The 23,351-nt window shown below is 60.9% G+C and carries 24 protein-coding genes; 12 read left to right on the top strand and 12 right to left on the bottom strand.

Features of this window, described 5'->3' with window-relative positions:
- Nucleotides 1–165: 165 nt before the first annotated feature.
- On the bottom strand, nt 166–558 hold the full coding sequence (gene msrB, locus K7431_RS27585; protein ID WP_012723007.1) for a peptide-methionine (R)-S-oxide reductase MsrB: 393 nt from the start codon (nt 556–558) through the stop codon (nt 166–168).
- A gap of 202 nt (nt 559–760) precedes the next feature.
- Between msrB and K7431_RS27580 the strand changes: the two genes are divergently transcribed.
- Together K7431_RS27580 and htpX are read left to right on the top strand one after the other, a co-directional pair.
- On the top strand, nt 761–1,972 hold the full coding sequence (locus K7431_RS27580) for a pyridoxal phosphate-dependent aminotransferase (RefSeq protein ID WP_012723006.1): 1,212 nt from the start codon (nt 761–763) through the stop codon (nt 1,970–1,972).
- 304 nt (nt 1,973–2,276) lie between these two features.
- Nucleotides 2,277–3,164 (top strand): protease HtpX, encoded by an 888-nt coding sequence (gene htpX / locus K7431_RS27575; protein ID WP_012723005.1) that lies wholly within the window; start codon nt 2,277–2,279, stop codon nt 3,162–3,164.
- 1,304 nt (nt 3,165–4,468) lie between these two features.
- Here htpX and K7431_RS27570 read toward each other — a convergent pair.
- Nucleotides 4,469–5,125 (bottom strand): thiopurine S-methyltransferase, encoded by a 657-nt coding sequence (locus K7431_RS27570; RefSeq protein WP_012723004.1) that lies wholly within the window; start codon nt 5,123–5,125, stop codon nt 4,469–4,471.
- Between the two features lie 103 nt (nt 5,126–5,228).
- On the opposite strand from K7431_RS27570, the gene K7431_RS27565 reads away from it, so the two are divergent.
- A complete protein-coding gene (locus K7431_RS27565; protein WP_012723003.1) occupies nt 5,229–5,996 on the top strand; it encodes a DODA-type extradiol aromatic ring-opening family dioxygenase in 768 nt (255 codons plus the stop codon).
- A 124-nt stretch (nt 5,997–6,120) separates the two neighbouring features.
- On the opposite strand, the gene K7431_RS27560 is transcribed toward K7431_RS27565, so the two are convergent.
- Entirely contained in the window at nt 6,121–7,794 is a 1,674-nt protein-coding gene (locus K7431_RS27560) for a DEAD/DEAH box helicase (protein ID WP_003233351.1), read from the bottom strand.
- 423 nt (nt 7,795–8,217) lie between these two features.
- Here K7431_RS27560 and K7431_RS27555 point away from each other — a divergent pair, with 423 nt between their 5' ends.
- Nucleotides 8,218–9,009, top strand: a complete 792-nt coding sequence (locus K7431_RS27555) for a crotonase/enoyl-CoA hydratase family protein (protein ID WP_012723002.1) — start codon at nt 8,218–8,220, stop codon at nt 9,007–9,009.
- A 103-nt stretch (nt 9,010–9,112) separates the two neighbouring features.
- Here K7431_RS27555 and K7431_RS27550 read toward each other — a convergent pair whose 3' ends face one another.
- Nucleotides 9,113–9,868 (bottom strand): spermidine synthase, encoded by a 756-nt coding sequence (locus tag K7431_RS27550; protein ID WP_012723001.1) that lies wholly within the window; start codon nt 9,866–9,868, stop codon nt 9,113–9,115.
- A gap of 124 nt (nt 9,869–9,992) precedes the next feature.
- Here K7431_RS27550 and K7431_RS27545 point away from each other — a divergent pair, with 124 nt between their 5' ends.
- Nucleotides 9,993–11,339 (top strand): class II 3-deoxy-7-phosphoheptulonate synthase, encoded by a 1,347-nt coding sequence (locus tag K7431_RS27545; RefSeq protein ID WP_012723000.1) that lies wholly within the window; start codon nt 9,993–9,995, stop codon nt 11,337–11,339.
- Nucleotides 11,340–11,470: 131 nt separating this feature from the next.
- Here K7431_RS27545 and K7431_RS27540 read toward each other — a convergent pair whose 3' ends face one another.
- Nucleotides 11,471–12,700: a winged helix-turn-helix domain-containing protein gene (locus tag K7431_RS27540; RefSeq protein ID WP_012722999.1), complete on the bottom strand. Its 1,230-nt coding sequence runs from the start codon at nt 12,698–12,700 to the stop codon at nt 11,471–11,473.
- A 45-nt stretch (nt 12,701–12,745) separates the two neighbouring features.
- Nucleotides 12,746–12,952: a DUF1127 domain-containing protein gene (locus K7431_RS27535; protein WP_043205011.1), complete on the bottom strand. Its 207-nt coding sequence runs from the start codon at nt 12,950–12,952 to the stop codon at nt 12,746–12,748.
- 97 nt (nt 12,953–13,049) lie between these two features.
- Here K7431_RS27535 and K7431_RS27530 point away from each other — a divergent pair, with 97 nt between their 5' ends.
- Nucleotides 13,050–13,904, top strand: coding sequence for a LysR family transcriptional regulator (locus K7431_RS27530; RefSeq protein ID WP_012722997.1), 855 nt, complete (start codon nt 13,050–13,052; stop codon nt 13,902–13,904).
- Here K7431_RS27530 and K7431_RS27525 read toward each other — a convergent pair.
- A complete protein-coding gene (locus K7431_RS27525; protein ID WP_012722996.1) occupies nt 13,894–14,643 on the bottom strand; it encodes a sulfite exporter TauE/SafE family protein in 750 nt (249 codons plus the stop codon). The two genes, K7431_RS27530 and K7431_RS27525, sit on opposite strands and share 11 nt — an antisense overlap.
- A gap of 109 nt (nt 14,644–14,752) precedes the next feature.
- Between K7431_RS27525 and K7431_RS27520 the strand changes: the two genes are divergently transcribed.
- The 4 genes from K7431_RS27520 (at nt 14,753) to K7431_RS27505 (ending at nt 17,934) form a co-directional block, all read left to right on the top strand.
- On the top strand, nt 14,753–15,703 hold the full coding sequence (locus tag K7431_RS27520; RefSeq protein ID WP_012722995.1) for a LysR family transcriptional regulator: 951 nt from the start codon (nt 14,753–14,755) through the stop codon (nt 15,701–15,703).
- Nucleotides 15,704–15,782: 79 nt separating this feature from the next.
- Nucleotides 15,783–16,235, top strand: coding sequence for a MarR family winged helix-turn-helix transcriptional regulator (locus K7431_RS27515; RefSeq protein WP_012722994.1), 453 nt, complete (start codon nt 15,783–15,785; stop codon nt 16,233–16,235).
- 234 nt (nt 16,236–16,469) lie between these two features.
- Nucleotides 16,470–16,889, top strand: coding sequence for an organic hydroperoxide resistance protein (locus K7431_RS27510; RefSeq protein ID WP_012722993.1), 420 nt, complete (start codon nt 16,470–16,472; stop codon nt 16,887–16,889).
- 28 nt (nt 16,890–16,917) lie between these two features.
- A complete protein-coding gene (locus tag K7431_RS27505) occupies nt 16,918–17,934 on the top strand; it encodes an alpha/beta hydrolase fold domain-containing protein (RefSeq protein WP_012722992.1) in 1,017 nt (338 codons plus the stop codon).
- A gap of 65 nt (nt 17,935–17,999) precedes the next feature.
- Here the strand turns inward: K7431_RS27505 and K7431_RS27500 are convergent, their stop codons facing one another.
- On the bottom strand, nt 18,000–18,572 hold the full coding sequence (locus K7431_RS27500; RefSeq protein WP_003172723.1) for an elongation factor P: 573 nt from the start codon (nt 18,570–18,572) through the stop codon (nt 18,000–18,002).
- A 49-nt stretch (nt 18,573–18,621) separates the two neighbouring features.
- Nucleotides 18,622–19,755, bottom strand: a complete 1,134-nt coding sequence (gene earP, locus K7431_RS27495) for an elongation factor P maturation arginine rhamnosyltransferase EarP (RefSeq protein ID WP_012722991.1) — start codon at nt 19,753–19,755, stop codon at nt 18,622–18,624.
- Between the two features lie 132 nt (nt 19,756–19,887).
- Between earP and K7431_RS27490 the strand changes: the two genes are divergently transcribed.
- Both K7431_RS27490 and K7431_RS27485 read left to right on the top strand, forming a co-directional pair.
- Nucleotides 19,888–20,256, top strand: a complete 369-nt coding sequence (locus tag K7431_RS27490; RefSeq protein WP_043205008.1) for a hypothetical protein — start codon at nt 19,888–19,890, stop codon at nt 20,254–20,256.
- A 5-nt stretch (nt 20,257–20,261) separates the two neighbouring features.
- Nucleotides 20,262–20,744: a GreA/GreB family elongation factor gene (locus K7431_RS27485; protein WP_012722989.1), complete on the top strand. Its 483-nt coding sequence runs from the start codon at nt 20,262–20,264 to the stop codon at nt 20,742–20,744.
- Nucleotides 20,745–20,795: 51 nt separating this feature from the next.
- Here the strand turns inward: K7431_RS27485 and cysB are convergent, their stop codons facing one another.
- From cysB to K7431_RS27470, 3 genes are all read right to left on the bottom strand, one after another.
- Nucleotides 20,796–21,770 carry an HTH-type transcriptional regulator CysB gene (gene cysB, locus K7431_RS27480; protein ID WP_012722988.1) on the bottom strand — a complete coding sequence of 325 codons (975 nt, stop codon included), beginning with the start codon at nt 21,768–21,770 and terminating at the stop codon, nt 20,796–20,798.
- A gap of 103 nt (nt 21,771–21,873) precedes the next feature.
- The gene (locus K7431_RS27475; RefSeq protein ID WP_012722987.1) at nt 21,874–22,374 is read right to left on the bottom strand and encodes a universal stress protein; all 501 of its coding nucleotides are present in this window, start codon (nt 22,372–22,374) and stop codon (nt 21,874–21,876) included.
- Between the two features lie 70 nt (nt 22,375–22,444).
- Nucleotides 22,445–23,350 carry a 5'-nucleotidase gene (locus tag K7431_RS27470; protein WP_012722986.1) on the bottom strand — a complete coding sequence of 302 codons (906 nt, stop codon included), beginning with the start codon at nt 23,348–23,350 and terminating at the stop codon, nt 22,445–22,447.
- Nucleotide 23,351: the final 1 nt, after the last annotated feature.

The raw sequence follows: 23,351 nt of genomic DNA, 5'->3' as shown, positions 1-23,351 counted from the left end.
CAATGACCAGAGTGGAGAGGTGAGTGACAGCATGGGCTCCCACACGTGCTTTAAGCACTTCGGGCATTCAGCTTGTCACTCACCGCTCTCACCTTCAGTTTAAGTCTGGTTCAAGACACAAGCGGGCCCGCTCCCCCATTTTTCGGTCGGGTTACAACCCGATCGCTAGCGCGGGACGAGGTCCAGGCACACCGAGTTGATGCAATAACGCAGGCCGGTCGGCGGCGGGCCGTCCGGGAACACGTGGCCCAGGTGCGCATCGCACTTGGCGCAGGTGACTTCGGTGCGGATCATGCCGTGGCTGACGTCGCGGATCTCGACCATCGCGCTGTCGGCGATCGGCGCGTAGAAGCTTGGCCAGCCGCAGCCGGAATCAAACTTGGTGGTCGAATCGAACAGCGGCGCGTTGCAGCAGATGCAGTGATACACGCCGTCGGTCTTGGTTGCGTTGTACTTGCCGCTGAAAGGCCGCTCGGTGCCCTTGAGACGGCACACGTTGTACTGCTCTGGGTCGAGCATTGCCTTCCATTCATCAACGGTTTTCTGCAGCTTTTCCATCGGTACACCTCGGCAATTGAAAAACCCTGATCTGTATCTTTTCCATAGATCAGGCGGCACGTATGATTGCGCCTCTTCAAAACGCCAGTCTGGCACCCGCGCTACCGGCATTCAAACGTATTTATGGGTGCGGCCTGCGCAGGATTCAACGTACGGTAGTGCCCACACCGTCTGGATCGTTCATTTTCAGGATCACATCGCCATGCAGGTCAGCAAATCGAACAAGCTCGCCAACGTCTGCTACGACATTCGCGGCCCAGTGCTCAAGCACGCCAAGCGCCTGGAAGAGGAAGGCCATCGCATCCTCAAGCTGAACATCGGCAACCCGGCGCCCTTTGGTTTCGAAGCGCCGGACGAAATCCTCCAGGACGTGATCCGCAACCTGCCCACCGCCCAGGGCTACAGTGACTCCAAGGGCCTGTTCAGCGCGCGCAAGGCGGTGATGCAGTACTACCAGCAGAAGCAGGTCGAAGGTGTCGGTATCGAAGACATCTACCTGGGCAATGGTGTGTCCGAGCTGATCGTGATGTCCATGCAGGCACTGCTCAACAATGGCGACGAAGTCCTGGTACCCGCGCCGGACTACCCGCTGTGGACCGCCGCCGTGACCCTGGCCGGTGGCCACCCGGTGCACTACCTGTGTGACGAAGGCGCCGACTGGTTCCCGGACCTGGCCGACATCAAGGCCAAGATCACCCCGAATACCAAAGCCCTGGTGATCATCAACCCGAACAACCCCACAGGCGCGGTGTACTCCAAGGAAGTGTTGCTGGGCATGCTCGAGCTGGCACGCCAGCACAACCTGGTGGTGTTCTCCGACGAGATCTACGACAAGATCCTCTACGACGATGCGGTGCATATCTGCACCGGTTCCCTGGCGCCGGACCTGCTGTGCCTGACCTTCAACGGCCTGTCGAAGTCCTACCGCGTGGCGGGCTTTCGCTCCGGCTGGATCGCCATTTCCGGGCCCAAGCACAACGCCCAGAGCTACATCGAAGGCATCGACATGCTGGCCAACATGCGCCTGTGCGCCAACGTGCCGAGCCAACATGCGATCCAGACCGCCCTCGGCGGCTACCAGAGCATCAATGACCTGATCCTGCCCCAGGGCCGCCTGCTGGAACAGCGCAACCGTACGTGGGAGCTGCTCAATGCGATCCCGGGCGTGAGCTGCGTGAAGCCCATGGGGGCGCTGTATGCCTTCCCGCGGATCGACCCGAAGGTCTGCCCGATCCTCAACGACGAGAAGTTCGTGCTCGACCTGCTGCTGTCGGAAAAACTGCTGGTGGTGCAAGGCACCGCGTTCAACTGGCCGTGGCCGGACCACTTCCGCGTGGTGACCTTGCCGCGTGTGGATGACCTGGACATGGCCATTGGTCGCATCGGCAACTTCCTCAAGTCCTATCGCCAGTAATGGAAACGGCGCTGTGCGACCGACAGTCGGTCGTACAGCGAGTATCTGGCAACACTTCTCTGCCCTTTCCTCGCTCCAACACTTCGCGGGACTCGCAAAAGCCACCCGCCCCCTATAATTACAGGGCTGCAAGGCACCGACGAACCGATCAAGGGGCCTTTTCCCTCTCGGAAAATCCCTTCAAGGCTCTACGTTCTGACTGTAGGACACAGTTTGAAATAGTCGCTCGGTTGAATCACCCCATGCCGCACCTTATATACCCCGCAGTACGCGACATATTAAGCCTGAGGAGAACTCTACAACCATGATGCGCATCCTGCTGTTCTTGGCCACTAACCTTGCGGTCGTGCTGATTGCCAGCATCACCTTGAGCCTTTTCGGCTTCAACGGGTTCATGGCGGCCAACGGGGTTGACCTGAACCTCAATCAGCTGCTGGTTTTCTGTGCGGTCTTTGGTTTCGCCGGCTCGTTGTTCTCGCTGTTCATCTCCAAGTGGATGGCGAAGATGAGCACCAGCACCCAGGTCATCACCCAGCCACGTACCCGGCACGAACAATGGTTGCTGCAAACCGTCGAGCAGTTGTCCCGCGAGGCGGGGATCAAGATGCCCGAGGTCGGGATTTTCCCGGCTTATGAAGCCAACGCCTTTGCCACCGGCTGGAACAAGAACGACGCACTTGTTGCGGTCAGCCAGGGCATGCTGGAACGCTTCTCGTACGATGAAGTGAAAGCCGTGCTGGCCCACGAAATCGGCCACGTCGCCAACGGTGACATGGTCACCTTGGCACTGGTCCAGGGCGTGGTGAACACCTTCGTGATGTTTTTCGCGCGGATCATCGGCAACTTCGTCGACAAGGTGATCTTCAAGAACGAAGGCGGCCGGGGCATTGCCTACTTCGTGGCGACCATCTTCGCCGAAGTGGTGCTGGGCTTCCTGGCCAGCGCGATCACCATGTGGTTCTCGCGCAAACGGGAATTCCGCGCAGACGAAGCCGGGGCCCGCCTGGCGGGTACCGGGGCGATGATCGCAGCACTGCAACACCTGCGCTCCGAACAGGGCCTGCCGGTGCATATGCCGGACAGCCTGACCGCCTTCGGCATCAACGGCGGCATCAAACAGGGCATGGCTCGCCTGTTCATGAGCCACCCACCGTTGGAAGAGCGTATCGACGCACTGCGCCGTCGGGGCTGATGGCAAGGTGACACAAGAAGGGGCGATCAGATCGCCCCTTTTTTGTGGGCGCTTCTATCGTCATCGCGGGCAAGCCCGGCTCCCACAGGCGTAAGCGGGCAAATGTGGAAATCGGGCTTACCCGCAATGGCCATAGGTATCCACACAATTTTGCAGCAACCAACACTCTAACCACGATGCGAAGCGAGCCGCTCTTGATCTTGATCTCGCTTTTGATCTCAGGCGCCCCGTCAAACACGCTGGCCGGAATTCGACAGGGATTTGGGGGGTAAACCGGCAGGGATGCCGGTTTAGCCGCCCCGCGCCATGGATGGCGCGTGGCGGCGGCCCCCCAAATACCTGTCGGATTACGGGCACACCGAGCGTGAGCGAGGTGCCGAGTGTTGGGGCGAAGCGTTTTTGGTTACTTTTGGCGCTCTTCCAAAAGTGACCCGCTGTAAGAGCGGAACCATAAGCCGCCGTTACCTAAATAACGGATATGTACCCTGTCTGATCCAACATCCAGGTCAGCTGTCAGGCCGCCACGGGAGCAAGCTCCCTCGCCACAGGTCCAGCGCCATACCCAGAATTGTGTAGATGCCCAAGCCCCGATGGCGCTGAATCAGTCACCTGATTAATCGACTGACACGCTGCTATCGGGGGCAAGCCCCCTCCCACATTTGGATCGCGGCCTAACCGTTAGATGGTGGTCGGCTGTCAGGCAGCCGGCGGGAGCAAGCTCCCTCGCCACAGGTTCAGCGCCATACCCAGAGTGCTGTAGATACCGAGGCCCCAATGGCGCTGAATCAGTCACCTGATGAATCGACTGACACACCGCTATCGGGGGCAAGCCCCCTCCCACATTTGGATCGCGGTCTAACCGTTAGATGGTGGTCGGCTGTCAGGCAGCCGGCGGGAGCAAGCTCCCTCGCCACAGGTCCAGCGCCATACCCAGGGTGGTGTAGATACCAAGGCCCCGATGGCGCTGAATCAGTCACCTGATGAATCGACTGACACACCGCTATCGGGGGCAAGCCCCCTCCCACATTTGGATCGCGGCCTAACCGTTAGATGGTGGTCGGCTGTCAGCGGGAGCAAGCTCCCTCGCCACAGGTCCAGCACCATACCCAGGGTGGTGTAGATACCGATGCCTCGATGGCGCTGAATCAGTCACCTGATGAATCGACTGACACACCGCTATCGGGGGCAAGCCCCCTTCCACATTTGGATCGCAGTCTAACCGTTAGATGGCGCTCGGCTGTCAGGCCGCCGGCGGGAGCAAGCTCCCTCGCCACAGGTCCAGCGCCGCGCACGAACTGCCCCGGTCAACGCATAACCAGCCGATAGACACGCTCATCAAGCCGCGTAACGCCATCCTGCACAAACTTCCAACTCTCGCCCAGGATGTCTCGCGCCTCCAACACCTCCAAGGTCCATTTCAAACCAAACAGCACCGCTACTTCGTCATCCGTCACCGCAAACGGCGGCCCGGCCTTTTGGGTCTGGTCATAATCAAGGGTGACCAACAGCCCCTGACACCCTGGGCGCAGCAAAGTGTTCAGATGTTCGGCGTATTGCGCACGCATCAGCGGCGGCAAGGCGATCAATGCAGCGCGATCATATAGCGCGGTGCAGTCGGCCAGATCCTCGGCGCCCAGGGCGAAGAAATCGCCGCACCACACCTCAAGCAAATCCGCCTGGTAGACCGTGAAGGCACCGCGCCGGGTGATGTGTGGCGTCAGGCTCTGCTCGCTGAAAAACGTTTCGACGGCCTGCTCCGACAGTTCCACGCCCATGACGCGCAACCCATGACTGGCCAGCCACATCAGGTCCAGGCTTTTGCCACACAGCGGCACAAGCACTTTGGCGTCATCGGCCAGGGACAGATGCGACCAATGCCGCAGCAGGTACGGATTGACCTCGGGCAAGTGAAAGCCGATCTGATTGCGCGCCCAGCGCTCTTGCCAAAATTTAGGCTCCATGGATCCCCCCGGAAATTCGATCAAAAGGCACTAAAACTTATATTAGATTTAGATCAATGATCTGATTGAAGATGGGCCCATGTTAACGCTCAGGACCCCACTTATGCTCCCCAGCCTGTTTATCTCGCACGGTTCGCCCATGCTTGCCCTGCAACCCGGCGCCAGCGGCCCGGCATTGCAGCGTCTGGCTGCCGAGCTGCCACGGCCCAAGGCGATCGTGGTGGTGTCGGCACACTGGGAGAGCCATGAACTGCTGGTCAGCGGCAGCCCCGCGCCCGAAACCTGGCATGACTTCGGCGGCTTCCCTCGCGAACTGTTTGCGGTGCAGTACCCGGCGCCGGGCGATCCGCAACTGGCCAGCGAGATTGTCCAACTGCTGCACACCGATGGCCTGAATGCACGCATAGACGAGCGCCGCCCGTTTGACCACGGCACCTGGGTGCCACTGTCGCTGATGTACCCGGCGGCTGACATTCCGGTGGTGCAGGTGTCCCTGCCCAGCCGTATGGGCCCTGCCCTGCAGACACGCGTCGGGCATGCCTTGAGCAGTCTGCGTGAGCAAGGCGTGTTGTTGATCGGCTCGGGCAGCATCACCCATAACCTGGGCGAACTGGACTGGCACGCGGGGGCCGAAAGCATTGAGCCGTGGGCACGGGACTTCCGTGACTGGGTGGTGGATAAGCTGGCCGCCAATGATGAGGCTGCATTGCATGACTATCGCCGACAGGCGCCCCATGCGGTGCGCAGTCATCCCAGCGATGAGCACCTGCTGCCGCTGTATTTTGCGCGGGGCGCCGGTGGCGATTTCAGCGTGGCGCACCAGGGCTTCACGCTGGGCGCGCTGGGGATGGACATCTACCGTTTCGGCTGATGGAAATCGAACTGTGGGGCTTGCTCCCACCGTTGACCGAGTGCTGATCCAGAAATGCCAGGCAAAAAAAATCCCCGAACCAGTCGGGGATTTTTTATGTTCGATCAATCAGCCCAAGGGCGGATCAATCTTCGCGGTAGCGACGCAGCTTCAGCTGCTTACCGGCAACGCGGGTGTCTTTCAGCTTGGTCAGCAGTTTTTCCAGACCGTCTTCCGGCAGCTCCACCAGGGAGAAGCTGTCACGCACCTGGATGCGACCGATGGCTTCACGTGCCAGGCCACCCTCGTTGAGGATAGCGCCCAGCAGGTTCTTGGCAGCGATGCCATCACGCGCGCCCAGCGCGGTACGGCAGCGAGCACGGCCTTCAGCCAGTGGCACCGGAGCGCGACGCTCACGGTCACCACGGTCCGGACGGTCGCCGGTACGCTCTGGACGATCACCGCGTGGCGCGTTGTTCGGAACCAGTGGACGTTCTTTCTCGATGGCTGCCAGGGTCAGGGCCTGACCGTTGGTGGCTTTGCGCAGCAGAGCTGCAGCCAGGGCACGCGGGGTGCAACCGATATCGGCGGTCAGGCGGTCCAGCAGGTCGCCGTGGGTCGATTCAGCGTCAGCCACCAGTGGCGCCAGGCTGTTGGTCAGTTTCTTGATGCGAGCATCCAGGACTGCCTGGGCATCCGGCAGGCGGACTTCGGCAACTTTCTGGCCGGTTACACGCTCGATCACTTGCAGCATGCGGCGCTCACGTGGAGTCACCAGCAGCAGTGCACGGCCTTCGCGACCGGCACGGCCGGTACGGCCGATACGGTGAACGTAGGACTCTGGGTCGTACGGCATGTCAACGTTGAACACGTGGGTGATACGTGGAACGTCGAGACCACGGGCGGCAACGTCGGTCGCCACAACGATGTCCAGACGGCCATCCTTGAGGGAGTCGATCACGCGCTCACGTTGGTTCTGGGCGATGTCACCGTTCAGCGCAGCGGCTTTATAGCCTTTCGCTTCCAGGGCACTGGCCAGGTCCAGGGTCGCTTGCTTGGTACGCACGAACATGATCAGGGCGTCGAAGTCTTCGACTTCCAGCAGGCTCAATACAGCCGAGGTCTTCTGGTCAGCGTGAACCAACAGGTGAGCCTGTTCGATCGCGGTAACGGTCTGAGTCTTGGTCTGGATCTTCACGTGTTGCGGATCGCGCAGGTGGCGTTCGGCAATGGCACGGATCGACTGTGGCAGGGTGGCCGAGAACAGTACGGTCTGACGGGTCGGTGGCAGTGCCTTGAAGATGACTTCCAGGTCATCCATGAAGCCCAGCTTCAACATTTCGTCAGCTTCGTCGAGAACCAGGTGGTTCACGGTCGACAAGACTTTCTCGTCACGACGCAGGTGGTCGCACAGACGGCCCGGGGTGGCGACAACGATCTGTGCGCCGTTACGGATAGCTTTGAGTTGTGGGCCCATAGGCGCGCCGCCGTAAACGGCCACAACGGTTACGCCTGGCATTTGCTTGGCGTAGGTTTCAAAAGCGGTTGCTACTTGCAGCGCCAACTCACGGGTTGGCGCCAGGATCAGGGCTTGCGGTTCGCGCTTGGCAGGATCGATGCAATGCAGGATAGGCAGGGCGAACGCGGCGGTTTTACCGGTACCGGTTTGCGCCTGGCCAATCATGTCCTGGCCGGCCATGATGATCGGGATCGATTGCTGCTGAATCGCCGAAGGTTCTTCGTAGCCGGTCGCGATGACGGCAGCGAGAATGTTCGGGTTAAGATTAAAAGCGGCGAAGCCGCCGGTTTCCTGGGTCATGGGTCTGCCTCTAAGTGCATCCGCAAAGACCCATGCTCCAAAGCTGCGCATGCCGTGTTGAGACTCAAGAGTCGCCCTGGCTGCTTTGTCGGCGGGGATTTGCGAAAACGAATGAATGAAAAAGATTCGTCAAGGGAGAGTCCGCTGTGCGGACGTGCAGCCGAAGCTGACTTCGGGGAATTGCGCTACCTAAACGCGGCCCGGTTAAAGGCCGGCGCGCACTATACCGGAAATAGCTGAAAAAGGGAGCTTTTTTTATCGCAAAGCATTGATAAACCGAGCTGCGTCACAGCCTTTGCAGAGAACACCGGCAGGGTCTATTTTTCAAAGGCCCGGCCCTGCTGGTCATAACGCTTAAACGGTTCACCCGACCTTTCAGGCCCTTTGGTCTGAAACCCTTCCCCGCGCCCGAGGGCACCCCCGATGAATCCAGCCAGCAGCAGCCGCGTCAGCCGAGAACTCCAGGGCCATGTCCTGTTGCTGGGCCTGGACCGGGTGGCCAAACGCAACGCTTTCGACTTGGACCTGCTCAATGAGCTGAGCCTGGCGTATGGCGAATTTGATCGAAATGACGACGCGCGGGTGGCGGTGGTGTTTGCCCACGGCGATCACTTCACGGCCGGACTGGACCTGGCCAATGTCAGCGGCGTGATGGCCGGTGGCTGGCAACCGCCGCTGGGTGGGTGTGATCCCTGGGGCGTGTTTGCCGGGCCGCGCGTGAGCAAACCGGTAATCGTCGCGGCCCAAGGCTACTGCCTGACGATCGGTATCGAGTTGATGCTGGCGGCGGATATCAATCTTTGCGCGAGCAACACGCGCTTTGCGCAGATGGAAGTTCAGCGTGGCATCTTTCCGTTCGGCGGCGCGACGTTGCGCTTTCATCAGGTCGCCGGCTGGGGCAACGCGATGCGCTGGCTGCTCACCGGCGATGAGTTCGACGCCCATGACGCGCTGCGCCTGGGTTTGGTGCAGGAAGTGATGGCCAGCGAAGACCTGCTGCCGCGCGCCGTCGAATTGGCCCACCGCATCGCCCGTCAGGCGCCACTGGGTGTGCAGGCCACGTTGATGTCGGCCCGGTTGGCGCGCATGGAAGGTGAAACCGTGGCGGCAGCCGCGTTGCCGCCGATGGTGGATAAACTGCTCAACAGCGAGGATGCCAAGGAAGGCGTGCGGGCGATGGTCGAGAAGCGGCCGGGGGTGTTCAAGGGCATTTGAGTTCAGGCAGTGATGGCCTCATCGGGGGCAAGCCCCCTCCCACAGTTTGGAATGCGGTCGAATGTGGGAGGGGGCTTGCCCCCGATGGCGTCGGTGCAGACAACTAAGTTGCCGGCCGAATCGCCTTGATCAACGGCTGCAACGAGTACCCCAACCGCGGCGCCAACGCTTCGGCACGGTCCGAGAGCGCCCCCCTGTCCAGTTCTTGGTCCAGCTCGGACGGCACCAACAGAATCACATTGCCCTCCTTCACCGGCAGTTCCCAATAATGGCGGTGGTACAAGCCACGCAACAACGCTGCGCCCAGCGGCTTGCCATCGTCGGTCGCCCACTGGTTGATCACCAGCCAGCCGCCGGGGTTGAGTTTCTTCTGGCAGTTCTCCAGGAACGTCCACGCCAGGTGCCCGACGCCGGGGCCGACATCGGTATAAAGGTCGACGAAAATCAGGTCGGCCGATTCGGCGCTGTCGAGTAACTCCAGCGCGTCGCCGACGCGGATGTACAAACGCGGGTCATCATCCAGCCCCAGATACTCGATGGCCAGGCGCGGCACATCGGGGCGCAGTTCGATGGCTTCCACATCGTCCAGCGGCAGGAACTTCAGGCACGCCTGGGTCAGCGTGCCGGCGCCCAGGCCAAGGAACAGCGCGCTTTCCGGCTGCTCATGGCACAGCGCACCAATCAGCATCGCGCGGGTGTAGTCGTACTCCAGCCAGCTTGGGTCGGCAGTGAACACGCAGCTTTGCTCGATGGCGTCGCCAAACTCGAGAAAACGGTAATCGGCCACTTCGAGCACACGGATCATGCCGAAATCATCATGGACTTCAGCCAGCAGGCGCTCGACACGCTCCTCGGTCATCACTACTCCTAACGGGTTTGCTACACGGCAAAGGCGCGATTGTCGGCGAACCGGCGGCAACAGGTCACGCACTAATTGCTGATAACATTGGCACCCGACCGTCAACCACCCAATCGAGTTCATGATGAGCCAACCCTGGAGCCCCGACAGCTGGCGCGCCCTGCCAATCCAGCAACAACCCCAGTACCCGGACGCTGCGCACTTGCTGCACGTGGAGCAAAGCCTGGCCAGCTACCCGCCGCTGGTGTTCGCCGGGGAAGCCCGCGAGTTGCGCCGCCAGTTTGCCGAGGTCACCCAGGGTCGCGCGTTCCTGTTGCAAGGGGGTGACTGCGCCGAGAGTTTTGCCGAGTTCTCCGCCGCAAAAATCCGCGACACCTTCAAGGTGCTGCTGCAGATGGCCATTGTGATGACCTTCGCGGCCGGTTGCCCGGTGGTCAAAGTGGGACGCATGGCCGGCCAGTTCGCCAAGCCGCGTTCGGCCAACGATGAAACCATCGACGGCATCACCCTGCCCGCCTACCGTGGCGACATCGTCAACGGTATCGGCTTCGACGAAAAAAGCCGTGTGCCGGACCCGGACCGCCTATTGCAGTCCTACCACCAGTCCACCGCCACCCTGAACCTGCTGCGCGCCTTTGCCCAGGGCGGCTTCGCCGACCTGCACCAGGTGCACAAGTGGAACCTGGACTTCATCGCCAACTCCGCGCTGGCCGAAAAGTACAGCCAACTGGCCGACCGCATCGACGAAACCCTGGCGTTCATGCGCGCCTGCGGCATGGACAGTTCGCCGCAACTGCGCGAAACCAGCTTTTTCACCGCCCACGAAGCGCTGCTGCTCAACTACGAGCAAGCCTTCGTGCGCCGTGACAGCCTGACCAACGACTACTACGACTGCTCGGCCCACATGCTGTGGATCGGCGACCGCACACGCCAACTGGACGGTGCCCACGTCGAGTTCCTGCGTGGGGTGAACAACCCGATCGGGGTCAAGGTCGGCCCGAGCATGAACCCGGATGACCTGATCCGGCTGATCGACATCCTCAACCCGGACAACGACCCCGGCCGCCTGAACCTGATCGCGCGAATGGGCGCAGGCAAGGTCGGCGACCACCTGCCCAACCTGATTCGCGCGGTGCAGCGCGAAGGTAAGCAAGTGCTGTGGAGCTCGGACCCGATGCACGGCAACACCATCAAGGCCAGCAGCGGCTACAAGACCCGCGACTTTGCGCAGATCCTGGGCGAGGTGAAGGAGTTCTTCCAGGTGCACCAGGCCGAAGGCAGCTATGCCGGCGGGATTCACATCGAGATGACCGGGCAGAACGTCACCGAATGCATCGGCGGCGCGCGGCCGATCACCGAGGACGGTTTGTCGGACCGCTATCACACCCACTGCGACCCACGGATGAATGCCGATCAGTCGCTGGAATTGGCGTTTTTGATTGCCGAGACGTTGAAACAGGTGAAGCGCTGAGATTTTTAGTTGCCTTCAGGGCCTCATCGGGGGCAAGTCGAATCGTCGCACCGCCCCTCCCACATTGATATGTGAATACATTCAAGTGTAGGAGGGGCAGTGCGACGATTCGGCTTACTCCCGATGAGGCGCTAAAGCACACCACCCATGCTGATCATCGCTACCCGCAACCGGTCGGCACTCGGCCTTTGGCAATTGAGCTGCACCTGTTCCAGCCCCAGCCAGTCGGCCATTTGCCGAAGGTTCTGCGCCAGCGCCAACATGCCCTCCTCATCCAACCCCGGCTCTTCCTCATGCACCGCATGCACGGCCAGGCGCCCACTGGCGCGTTCGGCGCGTAAATCAATGCGTGCGGCGATGCGTTCATTGTGCAGAAACGGCAGCACGTAGTAGCCGTACACCCGCTTGTCTTGCGGGGTGTAGATCTCCAGGCGGTAACGGAAATCGAACAAACGCTCGGTACGCGCACGCTCCCACACCAGCGAATCGAACGGCGACAGCAAGGCGCTGGCCGACACCTTGCGCGGCACTTTGGGCTCGGGCAGGCAGTAAGCCGGTTGTTTCCAGCCTTGTACCTGGCACACCTGCAGCTGGCCATCCTCGACCAATTCGGCCAGGCGATTGCGGCTGTCGGCGGGGTCGAGACGGAAGTAATCGCGCAGGTCCTTCTCGGTCCCCACGCCCAGCGCAGTAGCACTGTGCAACAGCAAGCCGCGCAGGGCCTCAGCTTCAGTGACCGTGGTTTGCAGGATATCGCCGGGAATGACCCGCTCCGGCAAATCATAGAGCCGCTCAAACCCACGGCGACCGGCCACCGTGACCAAGCCTGCGGCAAACAGCCATTCCAGCGCATGTTTCTCGTCGCTCCAGTCCCACCACGGGCCGGCGCGTTCCTCTCGGGTCGACAAGCTGCCGGCCCCCAATGCGCCCTGCTCCTCGACGGTCTGCAACACACGCTGAATCGTGGCCTGCTGCTCACGCCCGAAGCGCGCCATTTGCGAATAAATGCCCTGGCCCTGCTTGGCCCGCTCCATGCGCCAGCGCATCAGCGGGTACAGCGCCATCGGCAACAGCGACGCCTCATGCCCCCAGTATTCGAACAGCGAGCGCCGCCGCCCCTGGCTCCAAGCGGCTTGTTCAAGTATCAGCGGGGAGTAGTTGCCCAGACGGGAAAACAGCGGCAAGTAATGGGAGCGCACCACGGCATTGACCGAATCAATCTGCAAGACGCCCAGGCGCTCGATCATGCGGTTGAGGTGCGCAGCCTTGATCAGTGCAGGCGCCTGGCGCCCGGAAAAACCCTGGGCCGCCAGCGCCATGCGTCGAGCTTGCTTGAGTGAAAACGACAGGTCGGCGGGCATGGGGTTCTCCGTGTGGGCGCGCCGACCACCCTACTGCATCCGCGATCATTTGCGCAGCGGGTCTTGCCAGAAATGCAGGTGGCGGTCCTGCTCGACGTCGCCGCGATTGAGGCCGATGTCCTTGAGTGCATCATCGCTCAAGTTCGCCAGCACCTGGCGCTCCTCATGCAGCGCCTGCCAACGGGCCACCTTCTGAAAAAGCCCGGAAAACGGACGCTTCGCCATCAATACAAACCCTCGTTGACCTTTCATCTTCTCGCCCTCCAGTGGGGATGGCGCGAGTGTGTGCCTGGGTTTAAGATCAATCCAACGAATGTTTCTTATGTAATACATCTCGGAGATTGATCAATTGTCCGGCTACCCGAGCATCGACACTGAAGTGCTGCGCACCTTCGTCGCCATCGCCGACCAGGGCGGTTTCACCCGCGCCGGCGAACTGGTCAACCGTACGCAGTCGGCGGTGAGTATGCAGATGAAGCGCCTGGAAGAAGACGTGTTGCAGCGCAAGCTGTTCGAGCGGGACGGTCGCCAGGTGCGGCTGACGCCCGAAGGCCAGGTATTGCTGGGGTACGCGCGGCGCATCCTGAAACTGCACAGCGAAGTGTTCAACACCCTGCGCGAACCGCACATGGTGGGACTGGTGCGTATCGGTACGCCGGATGACTACGTGATGCGTTTCCTGCCGGGGATTCTCAAACGGTTTTCCAAGGCGTATCCACTCATCCAGATCGAGATGCACTGCGAGGCGTCGACGGTGCTGATGCAACGTCGCGACCTGGCCCTGACGGTCATCAGCCGCGAGCCCGGCAATGAAGTCGGCGAGCTGTTGCGTACCGAACGCATGGTGTGGGTGGCCGCCCCGTGCTTCTGCGTGGACGAGCACGACGCGCTGCCACTGGCGATTTCCGGGGTCGACAGTTTCTGCACCCAATGGACCCGGGCAGCGCTGGACGCCGCCGGGCGCGATTACCGGCTGGCCTACCACAGCTCTAACGTGGCGGCGATTCAGGCCGTGGTGAGCGCCGGACTGGCCGTGATGGTCAGCATGGAAAGCCTGGTGACGGAAGACCTGCGCGTACTCGGCAGCGAAGAAGGTTTTCCGCCGCTGCCGTCGATGAATCTGCGCTTGCTACGCAACCCGGCAATGACCTCCCCCATCACCGAATGCTTGGCGGAGTACATCCTCGAAGGCTTCAGACTTTAAAGGTCAGCATCACTGCGCACACCACCAGGAAGCCGCAGAACAGACCGCGCAATATGCGCTCCGGCAGTGCATGGGCGACCTTCACGCCCCAACTGATACTGAGCAACCCGCCGACGGCCAACGGTACGCCGATCATCCAGTCCACTTCCTGGTGCCAGGCGTAAGTCACCAGTGTCACGCCGGTGCTGGGCAATGCCAACGCCAGGGACAAGCCTTGGGCAACCACCTGGGTGGTGCCGAACAGACTGGTCAGCACTGGCGTGGCGACCACCGCACCACCCACACCGAACAAACCGCCCATGGAGCCGGAGGCGGCACCCAGCACCCCAAGCCATGGCCAGGAGTAACGCATCTGCGCGGTCGGCGGCGCGTTGCGGGTGAACATGCGCAGCAGGTTGTAGGCTGAAAGCGTCAGCAGGAAAGCGATAAAGCCAATGCGCATGGCCCCCGCGTCCAGGCCCACCGCCCAGATCGAACCCAGCCAGGCAAAGGTGAATCCCATGACGCCCAACGGCAGCGCATGGCGCAGCTCAATGCGGTTGCGTTGGTGATAGCGCCACAGCGCCAGCATCACGTTGGGCACCACCATCACCAGCGCTGTGCCTTGGGCCAACTGCTGATCCAGGCCGAACAGCACGCCCAGCACCGGGATTGCTATCAGCCCGCCGCCAATCCCAAATAGACCGCCCACCGTGCCCAGGGCCGCGCCCAAGACCAGGTACATCACTAAATCCACCACCGTTTGTTACTCCGCAATCCCAGGCCTTGCATGCTACGCAGTCGGCTCTAGCGTGGAAACGCACAGCAACGCACAATGGCTGTGCCAATCTCGCATAAGCGGCTTTTCGATGAACCCCAATACCCTCACCGATCAACTGGGCCTGTTCCTTGATGTATTGGAGACCGGCAGTTTTTCCGCCGCCGCGCGCCGCCATCCGCTGACACCCTCGGCCGTGGCGCGGCGTATCGACAGCCTGGAAAGCTCGGTGGGCAGCCGCCTGTTCCAGCGCAGCACCCACGCGGTGGTGCCGACCCCGGCAGGCTTGGCGTTTGCCGAACGGGCGCGCCGGATTGTCAGCGAGTTGCAGCTGGCGCGGGCTGAGGCGGTGTCCCTGAGCCATGCGCCGGAGGGCCTGATTCGGGTGGACGCGCCCGCAGCGTTTGGGCGGCGGCACCTGGCGCCGGTGATTGCGGACTTCCTCAACGTGTACCCAGGCCTGGATGTGCACTTGCATTTGATCGACAGCTTTGTGGACATGCAGGGCGCGCACCTGGGCAAGGTGGACCTGGTGTTGCGCGCCGGGCATATCGTCGACACCCGGTTGATCGCCACGCCCTTGGCCAGCATCGTGCGCATCGCCTGTGCCAGCCCGGCGTATCTGAAAAACCGTGGCACGCCACTTCATCCTCGGGAGCTGGGCGAGCACGACGGGCTCGACTGGGACGGCCTGGCGCCGATGTTCGCTTGGCGCTTCGAACTGGACGGACGCCGCGCAACTTATCGCCCGCAACGCATCCGCATGAGCGCCAATAACGCCGAAGCCTTGCTGTCCGGCGCTCTGGCCGGGCTGGGTATCGCCCACCTGCCGACGTGGCTGGCCAGTGAGTACCTGGTGCGTGGCGAACTGCTACCGCTGTTTTGCGAAAACGGCCTGCCCAGTCCGGAGACCACCGGGATCTATGCGCTGCGCCTGGAACAACAACCCAATGCGCGCAGCCGGCTGTTGCTGGAATACCTGAAAACCCGTTTCAGCCCGGTGCCGCCCTGGGACCTGGCACTGCAAAGTGGCTTGGTCTGAGCGCTCGAACAGAATTATCTGGCGCATTAAAGATTTGCCCGCTAGATTCCAGCGTAGACACGCTTTTCGAGGTACCACCATGAGCAAAAACCCTGATCCCTGCGAATCACTGATGCTGGACAACCAGCTGTGTTTTGCCCTGCACTCCACTTCGCTGCTGATGACCAAGGTCTACAAGCCACTGCTGCAAGCCCTTGGCCTCACCTACCCGCAATACCTGGCCATGATGGTGCTGTGGGAAGAGGATGGGCTGACCGTCGGCGAAATCAGCAGCCGCCTGCTGACCGATCCGGGCTCGCTCACCCCCCTGCTCAAGCGCCTGGAAGCTGAAGGCCTGCTCAGCCGTACCCGCAGTCGCGAAGATGAACGGGTGGTCGTCGTAGAGTTGACCGACGCCGGCCGGGCCCTGCAGGACAAGGCCATGGGCATTCCGCAGTGCATACTTGGCGCCAGCGGCCTGGCGCTGGAGCAACTGCGCAAGCTGCAAGCTGATTTGATTGCACTGCGCAGCAATCTGCAGAACGCAATTTAGAACAGCAAAACCATGCAATGTGGGAGGGGGCTTGCCCCCGATAGCGGAATGTCTGTCGACAGCGATGTTGACTGAGCGACCGTCATCGGGGGCAAGCCCCCTCCCACATTAGTTTCTGATGCACGAAAATATTTTATAAATTTATCTTGCGCACTAAACATTAGCGCTATACATTCACCTCACCAACTACTTAGCGCGCAAATGTTTTGCGCTACACACAAAGAGGAAAACACTATGCAAACGCTCTATACCGCAGTCGCTACCGCCACCGGCGGCCGTGACGGTCGTGCTGTTTCCAGCGACAACATCCTCGATGTCAAACTCTCCACCCCCAAAGAACTGGGTGGTGCCGGTGGCCAGGCCACCAACCCTGAACAACTGTTCGCTGCCGGCTACTCGGCGTGCTTTATCGGCGCCCTGAAATTTGTCGCCAGCCAGACCAAACGCAAAATCCCGGATGACGCCTCGATCACTGCCCACGTCGGCATTGGCCAGATCACCGGTGGTTTCGGTCTGGATATCGACCTGCACATCAGCCTGCCGGGCCTGGCCCAGGACGACGCGCAAAGCCTGGTCGACGCCGCTCACCAAGTCTGCCCGTACTCCAACGCCACCCGTGGCAACGTCGATGTACGCCTGCACGTCACCGTCTAAATGACCTTGGCCGCCCCTGGAGAAGAACATGAACACCATTGGTAAAGCGCTCGCCGGCACCCTGCTCGCCCTGTCCATCACCCACGCCTTTGCTGCGACCGGTGAGGTCGAGCACACCACCCAGGCGTTCCTGGATGTGTTGAACGCAGGCACCGGCAAACCGATCGAACAGCTGACGCCCAAGGACGCTCGTGCCGTACTGACCGGCGCCCAGGCCGGCGTGAAGCTGACCTTGCCCAAGGCGGATGTGAGCCAGAAGACCATCCAGGTCGATGGCAAGCCGCTGGACCTGACCATCGTGCGTCCGGCCGGGGTCAAGGGCACATTGCCTGTGTTCATGTTTTTCCACGGCGGCGGCTGGGTGCTCGGGGACTACCCGACCCATGAACGCCTGGTACGGGATTTGGTGGTGGGTTCGGGGGCGGTGGCGGTGTTCGTCAACTACACGCCTTCGCCGGAAGCGCATTATCCGGTGGCGATCAACCAGGCCTACGGCGCGACAAAATGGGTGGCCGAGCACGGCCAAGAGATCAACGTCGACGGCAAGCGCCTGGCGGTTGCAGGCAACAGTGTCGGCGGCAACATGGCGGCGGTGGTCAGCCTGATGGCCAAGGACAAGGGCACGCCGGCGATCAAGTTCCAACTGCTGCTGTGGCCGGTGACTGACGCCAACTTCGACACCGCGTCCTACAACCAATACGCCGAAGGGCACTTCCTCACCCGTAACATGATGAAGTGGTTCTGGGACAACTACACCACCGACGCCAAGCAACGCGCCGAGCTCTACGCCTCGCCGCTGCGGGCCACCCCTGACCAGCTCAAGGGCTTGCCGCCCGCGCTGATTCAGACGGCGGGAGCCGACGTGCTGCGCGATGAAGGCGAAGCCTATGCACGCAAGCTCGACCAGGCCGGTGTACCGGTGACCGCTGTGCGCTACAACGGCATGATCCACGACTACGGTTTGCTCAACGTCGTCAGCCAGGTGCCGGCCGTACGTTCAGCCCTGCTCCAGGCCTCGGACGAGCTGAAGCAACACTTGAAGTAAAAGGTAACGCCCACAAAAAAGCCCGACTCAAGGTCGGGCTTTTTTTCGTATCGGCAGGGCCAGAATTACTTCTTGGCGCGACCTTTGTACGAGCCACCTTCGCGGGTGTCGATCTCGATCAGGTCGTCGATTTCGATGAAATCGGCGACTTGCAGTTCGGTACCGTTGCTCAGCTTGGCAGGCTTCATCACCTTGCCCGAAGTGTCGCCGCGAGCGGAACCTTCGGTGTAGGCCACTTTACGCACGATGGTGGTCGGCAGCTCTACGGAAACCAGGCGCTCTTCGAAGAAAATAGCTTCGCAGACGTCTTCCATGCCTTCTTCGATGAACGGCAGAACGGCTTCGATATCTTCAGCGTTCAGCTCGTACATGGTGTAGTCGGTGGTGTCCATGAACGTGTAGGTGTCGCCGCTGATGAAGGACAGGGTCGCTTCTTTGCGGTCGAGGATCACGTCGTCCAGTTTGTCATCGGCGCTGTAGACGATCTCGGTCTTGTAACCGGTCAGCAGGTTCTTCAGCTTGGTCTTCATGATTGCGCTGTTACGACCAGACTTGGTGAACTCAGCTTTCTGAACCAGCCAAGGGTCGTTTTCGAGACGGATCACTGTACCGGGTTTCAGTTCTTTACCAGTTTTCATTGCATATATCCGAAATTTGGATGGGATTTACAAAATTCAAGGTGGCGTATCATATCCAACTTTCATAAAACTGCACCAGCGCCGTCGCAAGATCGGCCTGCAAGCCCTGTTCCAGACACCACGTTTCAGCATGCAGGCTCACCTCCGGCCAGTGTTCCAGCAGCCTTTTCCACGCTTGGGCCATATCGGCCTCGGTGTTCCAGGCTTGCCAAAGCCCGATCAGCGCCGCCCTTGCGTCCGGTGATAAGTCGGCGGTGTACAGCTCGAGGAACGCGTCGAGCTTGTCGAGATGGATGTCTTCGTCCTGTCGATAGATGTGCCACAGCAGCGGCCGACCGGCCCATTGGGCACGCACGAACGAGTCTTCGCCGCGCACGGCGTTGAAGTCGCAGCACCACAACAGCCGGTCATATTGCTCTTGGCGGACAAACGCAATCACCTGCACCGTCAGTGCTCCGCGCTGGTGGATATCCCCCGCTGCCAGCCGGTCCAGGCCCAGCCAGCGCTGCACATCGCCGAGAATGCGCCCCTCGGGAACCAACAGATGAGTGGCACGCCCGTCCGTCGATAACACCTCCAGCCAACTGGCCAGCCCAGCATTTTCGTAGGCAAACAGCGAGATCAGCCGCGCTCCGGCTGTAGGAGACACGCCCAAGGCTTGCAGGAAATGTTGCTGCGCGCTGGCATCCTGCTGAAACGCCTGACGCTGCTCCAGCAATCCCGCCTCGCGCAGCAGGCCACCGGTGCCAGGCCTGAACCCAGGGAAGAAGAAAAACTTCTGCACCCCCTTGAATTTCACCGACGGCAGCTTGTGGCAGCCCACCACCCATTCTTCGGCACTGAGGTAATCCAGGTTCATCCACAACGGCACACGCTCGTGGGCCGACATGGCTTCCATGTACTCAGGTGGCAACTGGCAGGCAAACGCGGCGATCACCACATCCGCCGCGGGCGCCGCCACCCATTCGGCCGGCCAATGGCGCACTTGCACGCCTTCCTGCCATTGCAGGTCTTGCCGCACATCAATGGCCGGGCACATGCGTTCGAAGGCGCGCAGGTCGTCGACCCACAAGCACACATCACAGGCATGCTCCACCACCAATTGCCGGGCCAGGCGCCAGGTCACGCCGATGTCGCCGTAGTTGTCGACGACGCTGCAAAAAATATCCCAGCGGGCTCTCATCCCGGGCTCCAACGTTCAAAGGCTCGATTGTCCGCATAAATGCACGGATGCAGAAGGCTTGATCGCGATTATTCTGCACAGTGGCTGTGCGACAATCGCCGCCACGCCGCAAATGCCCGCCAGGAGGCAATCATGTCCGATCGTTCGTTGTCGCTGTTCAAGCTCAGTGTCTCTATCGCGTTCGGCGTATGGCTGGGGTTTATCGCCATCGTGCTGACCACTTGGCTGGCCTCGCGCTACCTGTTCCCGCAGAGCCTGGCGCCGGTGGCCCAGGCGGTGCAGCAATTGGGCAAGCCTGCGGTGGTGGCACCGGAACCGCCGAATCGTATGTTCGAGCAATACCAGCAGAACCTGCAGAAGCAGGAACAGCAACAAAGCCTGGACCAGGCGCGCAACAATGCGCGCAACCTGTCCAACCCCAAATGCCAGTTCTGGCTGCAACAGGACCAGAACGCGCCCAACGAAAAGACACGTGCCAATGTCCTGCAATTCTGTGATTGATGACCATGAATAAACACGCCGTCCACCAGCTGATCCTGGAAAAGCTCAGCGTCGATCTCGACATTGCCCAACGTGCCGCGCAGACCGCCTACGAAACCGCGACCCACGAAGAAAATATCGCCGAAAACAAGTACGACACCTTGGGTCTGGAGGCCTCTTACCTCGCGGCCGGGCAAGCCAAGCGTGTCGAGGAGATCAAGCAGGCGTTGACGCTCTGCCAGGCCATGGCACTGCGCCCCTACGATGATCAGCGGGGCATAGCGGTCGGCGCGCTACTGGGTCTGGAAGACGAGAATGGCCGCCAGCAATGGTTGTTCCTGGCGCCGGATGCGGCGGGCTTGAAAGTGGACGTGGTCGGGCAACCGGTGACCGTCATCACCCCGCGCTCACCGCTGGGCAAAAGCCTGCTGGGCAAGTTCGAAGGGGATGAGGTGGAGATTCTGGTAGCGGGCGCTCGGCAACATTTCACGGTTACCGAGGCTAAATAACCCTAGGGTAGGGCTTACTCTGGAGAGGGCGTTTGCGCCCTCCCCACAGTGTCAGTGAACCGGTAGTTCTACGCCGTCGAACAGCTCTTCCAGCTCCTGCTTGTTGTGGCACTGGATCGCCTTGGCCATGACCTCACGGGTGAGGTGCGGCGCAAACTTCTCAATGAAATCGCACATGAAGCCACGCAGGAACGTGCCACGACGGAAGCCGATCTTGGTCACGCTGGACTCGAACAGCTCGCTGGCATCGAGCACCACCAGGTCTTTGTCGAGTGCGGTGTCGACCGCCATCTTGGCGACGATCCCCACGCCCAGGCCCAGGCGCACGTAAGTCTTGATCACGTCGGCGTCGGCGGCGGTGAACACCACTTTCGGCGTCAGGCCGCGATGGCTGAAGGCTTCGTCAAGTTTGGAGCGGCCAGTGAAGCCGAACACGTAAGTCACGATCGGGTATTCAGCCAGGGCTTCCAGGGTCAGCTTCGGCAGCTTGGCCAACGGGTGACCCTGAGGCACGACGACGCAACGGTTCCAGCGGTAGCACGGCATCATCACCAGGTCACCGAACAGCTCCAGGGCTTCGGTGGCAATGGCGAAATCGACGGTGCCATCAGCGGCCATCTCGGCGATCTGCATCGGCGAACCCTGGTGCATGTGCAAGGCCACGTCAGGGTACTGCTTGATGAAATCGCGAATCACCGGCGGCAACGCATAACGCGCCTGGGTGTGAGTGGTGGCGATGGACAGCGTGCCCTTCTTCTCGTTGGAGAATTCCTGGGCGATCTGCTTGATGCTTTCGACTTTGCGCAGGATCTCGCCAGCGGTGGTGATGATGCGCTCACCGGCCGGCGTGACACGGGTGAGGTGCTTGCCGCTGCGCGCGAACACTTCGACGCCCAACTCGTCTTCGAGCAGGCGGATCTGCTTGCTGATACCGGGTTGCGAGGTGTAAAGGCTTTGAGCGGTAGCGGAAACGTTGAGGTCGTGGTGCGCCACTTCCCAGATGTAGCGCAGTTGTTGGAGCTTCATATGTGTCCCTCAAAGCAGATAGACGCCACGGGTATCAGCGACGGTATATAACTATATTAAAGGTTCGATGGATAAATCTAGAACTTTTTATCGTTTTCACCCATCAGACGTCATCACTGCGTCGACGTTGCAACGAAGGCACCAGGTAAACCGGCACCGTAGACAACTGCAGCACCCGTGCAGCGGTGCGCCCCAACGGAGTAGCCGCTGCGGTTGCATGGCTATGACTGCCTACGATCAACAGATCCACGGAAAGTTTACGCAGTTGGTCGAGTATCACCTCGCACGGGTCGCCCTGGATCACCCGTACCGAACGAATCAACTTCAGGTCCTGCTCCCCATCCCCCAACTCCTCGCGAAAACTGTCCAGCACCCGCTGTTCGATCGTCGCCATCACCGTGGTCAGCCCCTGGCTCTGCCATTCACTCAGGGCCTGCTCATCAAGGTAGCTCTGCAGCACCGATTCGGCGAACAGCCCGATGGGCTCGACCACATGAATCACGTACAAGTCCGCCTTGAACGTCCGCGCCAACGCCAGCGCATGCTGCATCACATAAGGCGCATACAGGCCGAGGTCCGTGGCGTACAGCATCGAACGAATCATAGAACCTCCTGGGCTGCCAGGATGGCGGAGATGAACTGAGCTTAGCAGCGCCCGGACGACTTGGATTGAGTTACATCTTCACCTCATTACTGATGCCATGGGGTACATGCCCGGTGGCCACAAACTCCCTGGCTTTCTCGCAATGACCGGCCTGATCATCGAAAAACACGTCGGCGGCGAACGCTTCCAGGAACGCGGATTTTTCCAGGCCGCCGAGGAACAAGGACTCGTCCAGACGTATATCCCATTCACGCAAAGTGCGGATCACACGCTCGTGGGACGGCGCCGAGCGGGCGGTGACCAGCGCGGTGCGGATGGGGCACGCGTCATCTGGAAACTCGCGTTGCAACAAGTTGAGTGCCGCCAAAAAACCTTTGAACGGACCGCCGTGCAACGGTTGGCGTGCCGACTCCCGCTCATTGGCCTGGAACGCTTCCAGGCCACCGGCCTGGTACACCCGCTCCGACTCATCGGAAAACAGCACGGCGTCACCGTCAAAGGCAATGCGCAATTCTTCGCTGGAAGCGCGGTTCGGGCCGCCGGACAAAATCGTCGCCGCCGCGAACCCGGCATCGAGTGCACTGCGTACATCTTCAGCATGGGTCGAAAGAAACAGATGGCAACCAAAGGCGGCCAAATAAGGATAAGGACTACGCCCTCCTACGAAAGCGGCGCGGGAAATATCCAGACCGTAATGCTGAATAGAGTTGAACACGCGCAGGCCGGTGTCAGCACTGTTGCGCGACACCAGTACCACTTCGACCCGGGCACGGCCAAGGCTGGCATTCAGGCTCAGCAGCTTTTTGACCAACGGGAAGGCGTCGCCGGGTTCGAGGAATTCTTCTTCGTGTTCGATCTGGTACTGGCGGTAAGCCTCGACGCCTTGCGCGAGGTAGACCTTGTGGCTGTCGCTCAGGTCGAACAGTGCCCGCGACGAAATCGCCAGCACCAGTTTGTCACCCAATCCTTTTGCCATG

The sequence above is a fragment of the Pseudomonas fluorescens group sp. genome (genome assembly GCF_020093335.1).
Classification (GTDB): Bacteria; Pseudomonadota; Gammaproteobacteria; order Pseudomonadales; family Pseudomonadaceae; genus Aquipseudomonas; species Aquipseudomonas petroselini.
The sequence above is the reverse complement of the archived record's forward strand: the minus strand, read 5'-3'. Positions and strand labels throughout refer to the sequence as shown.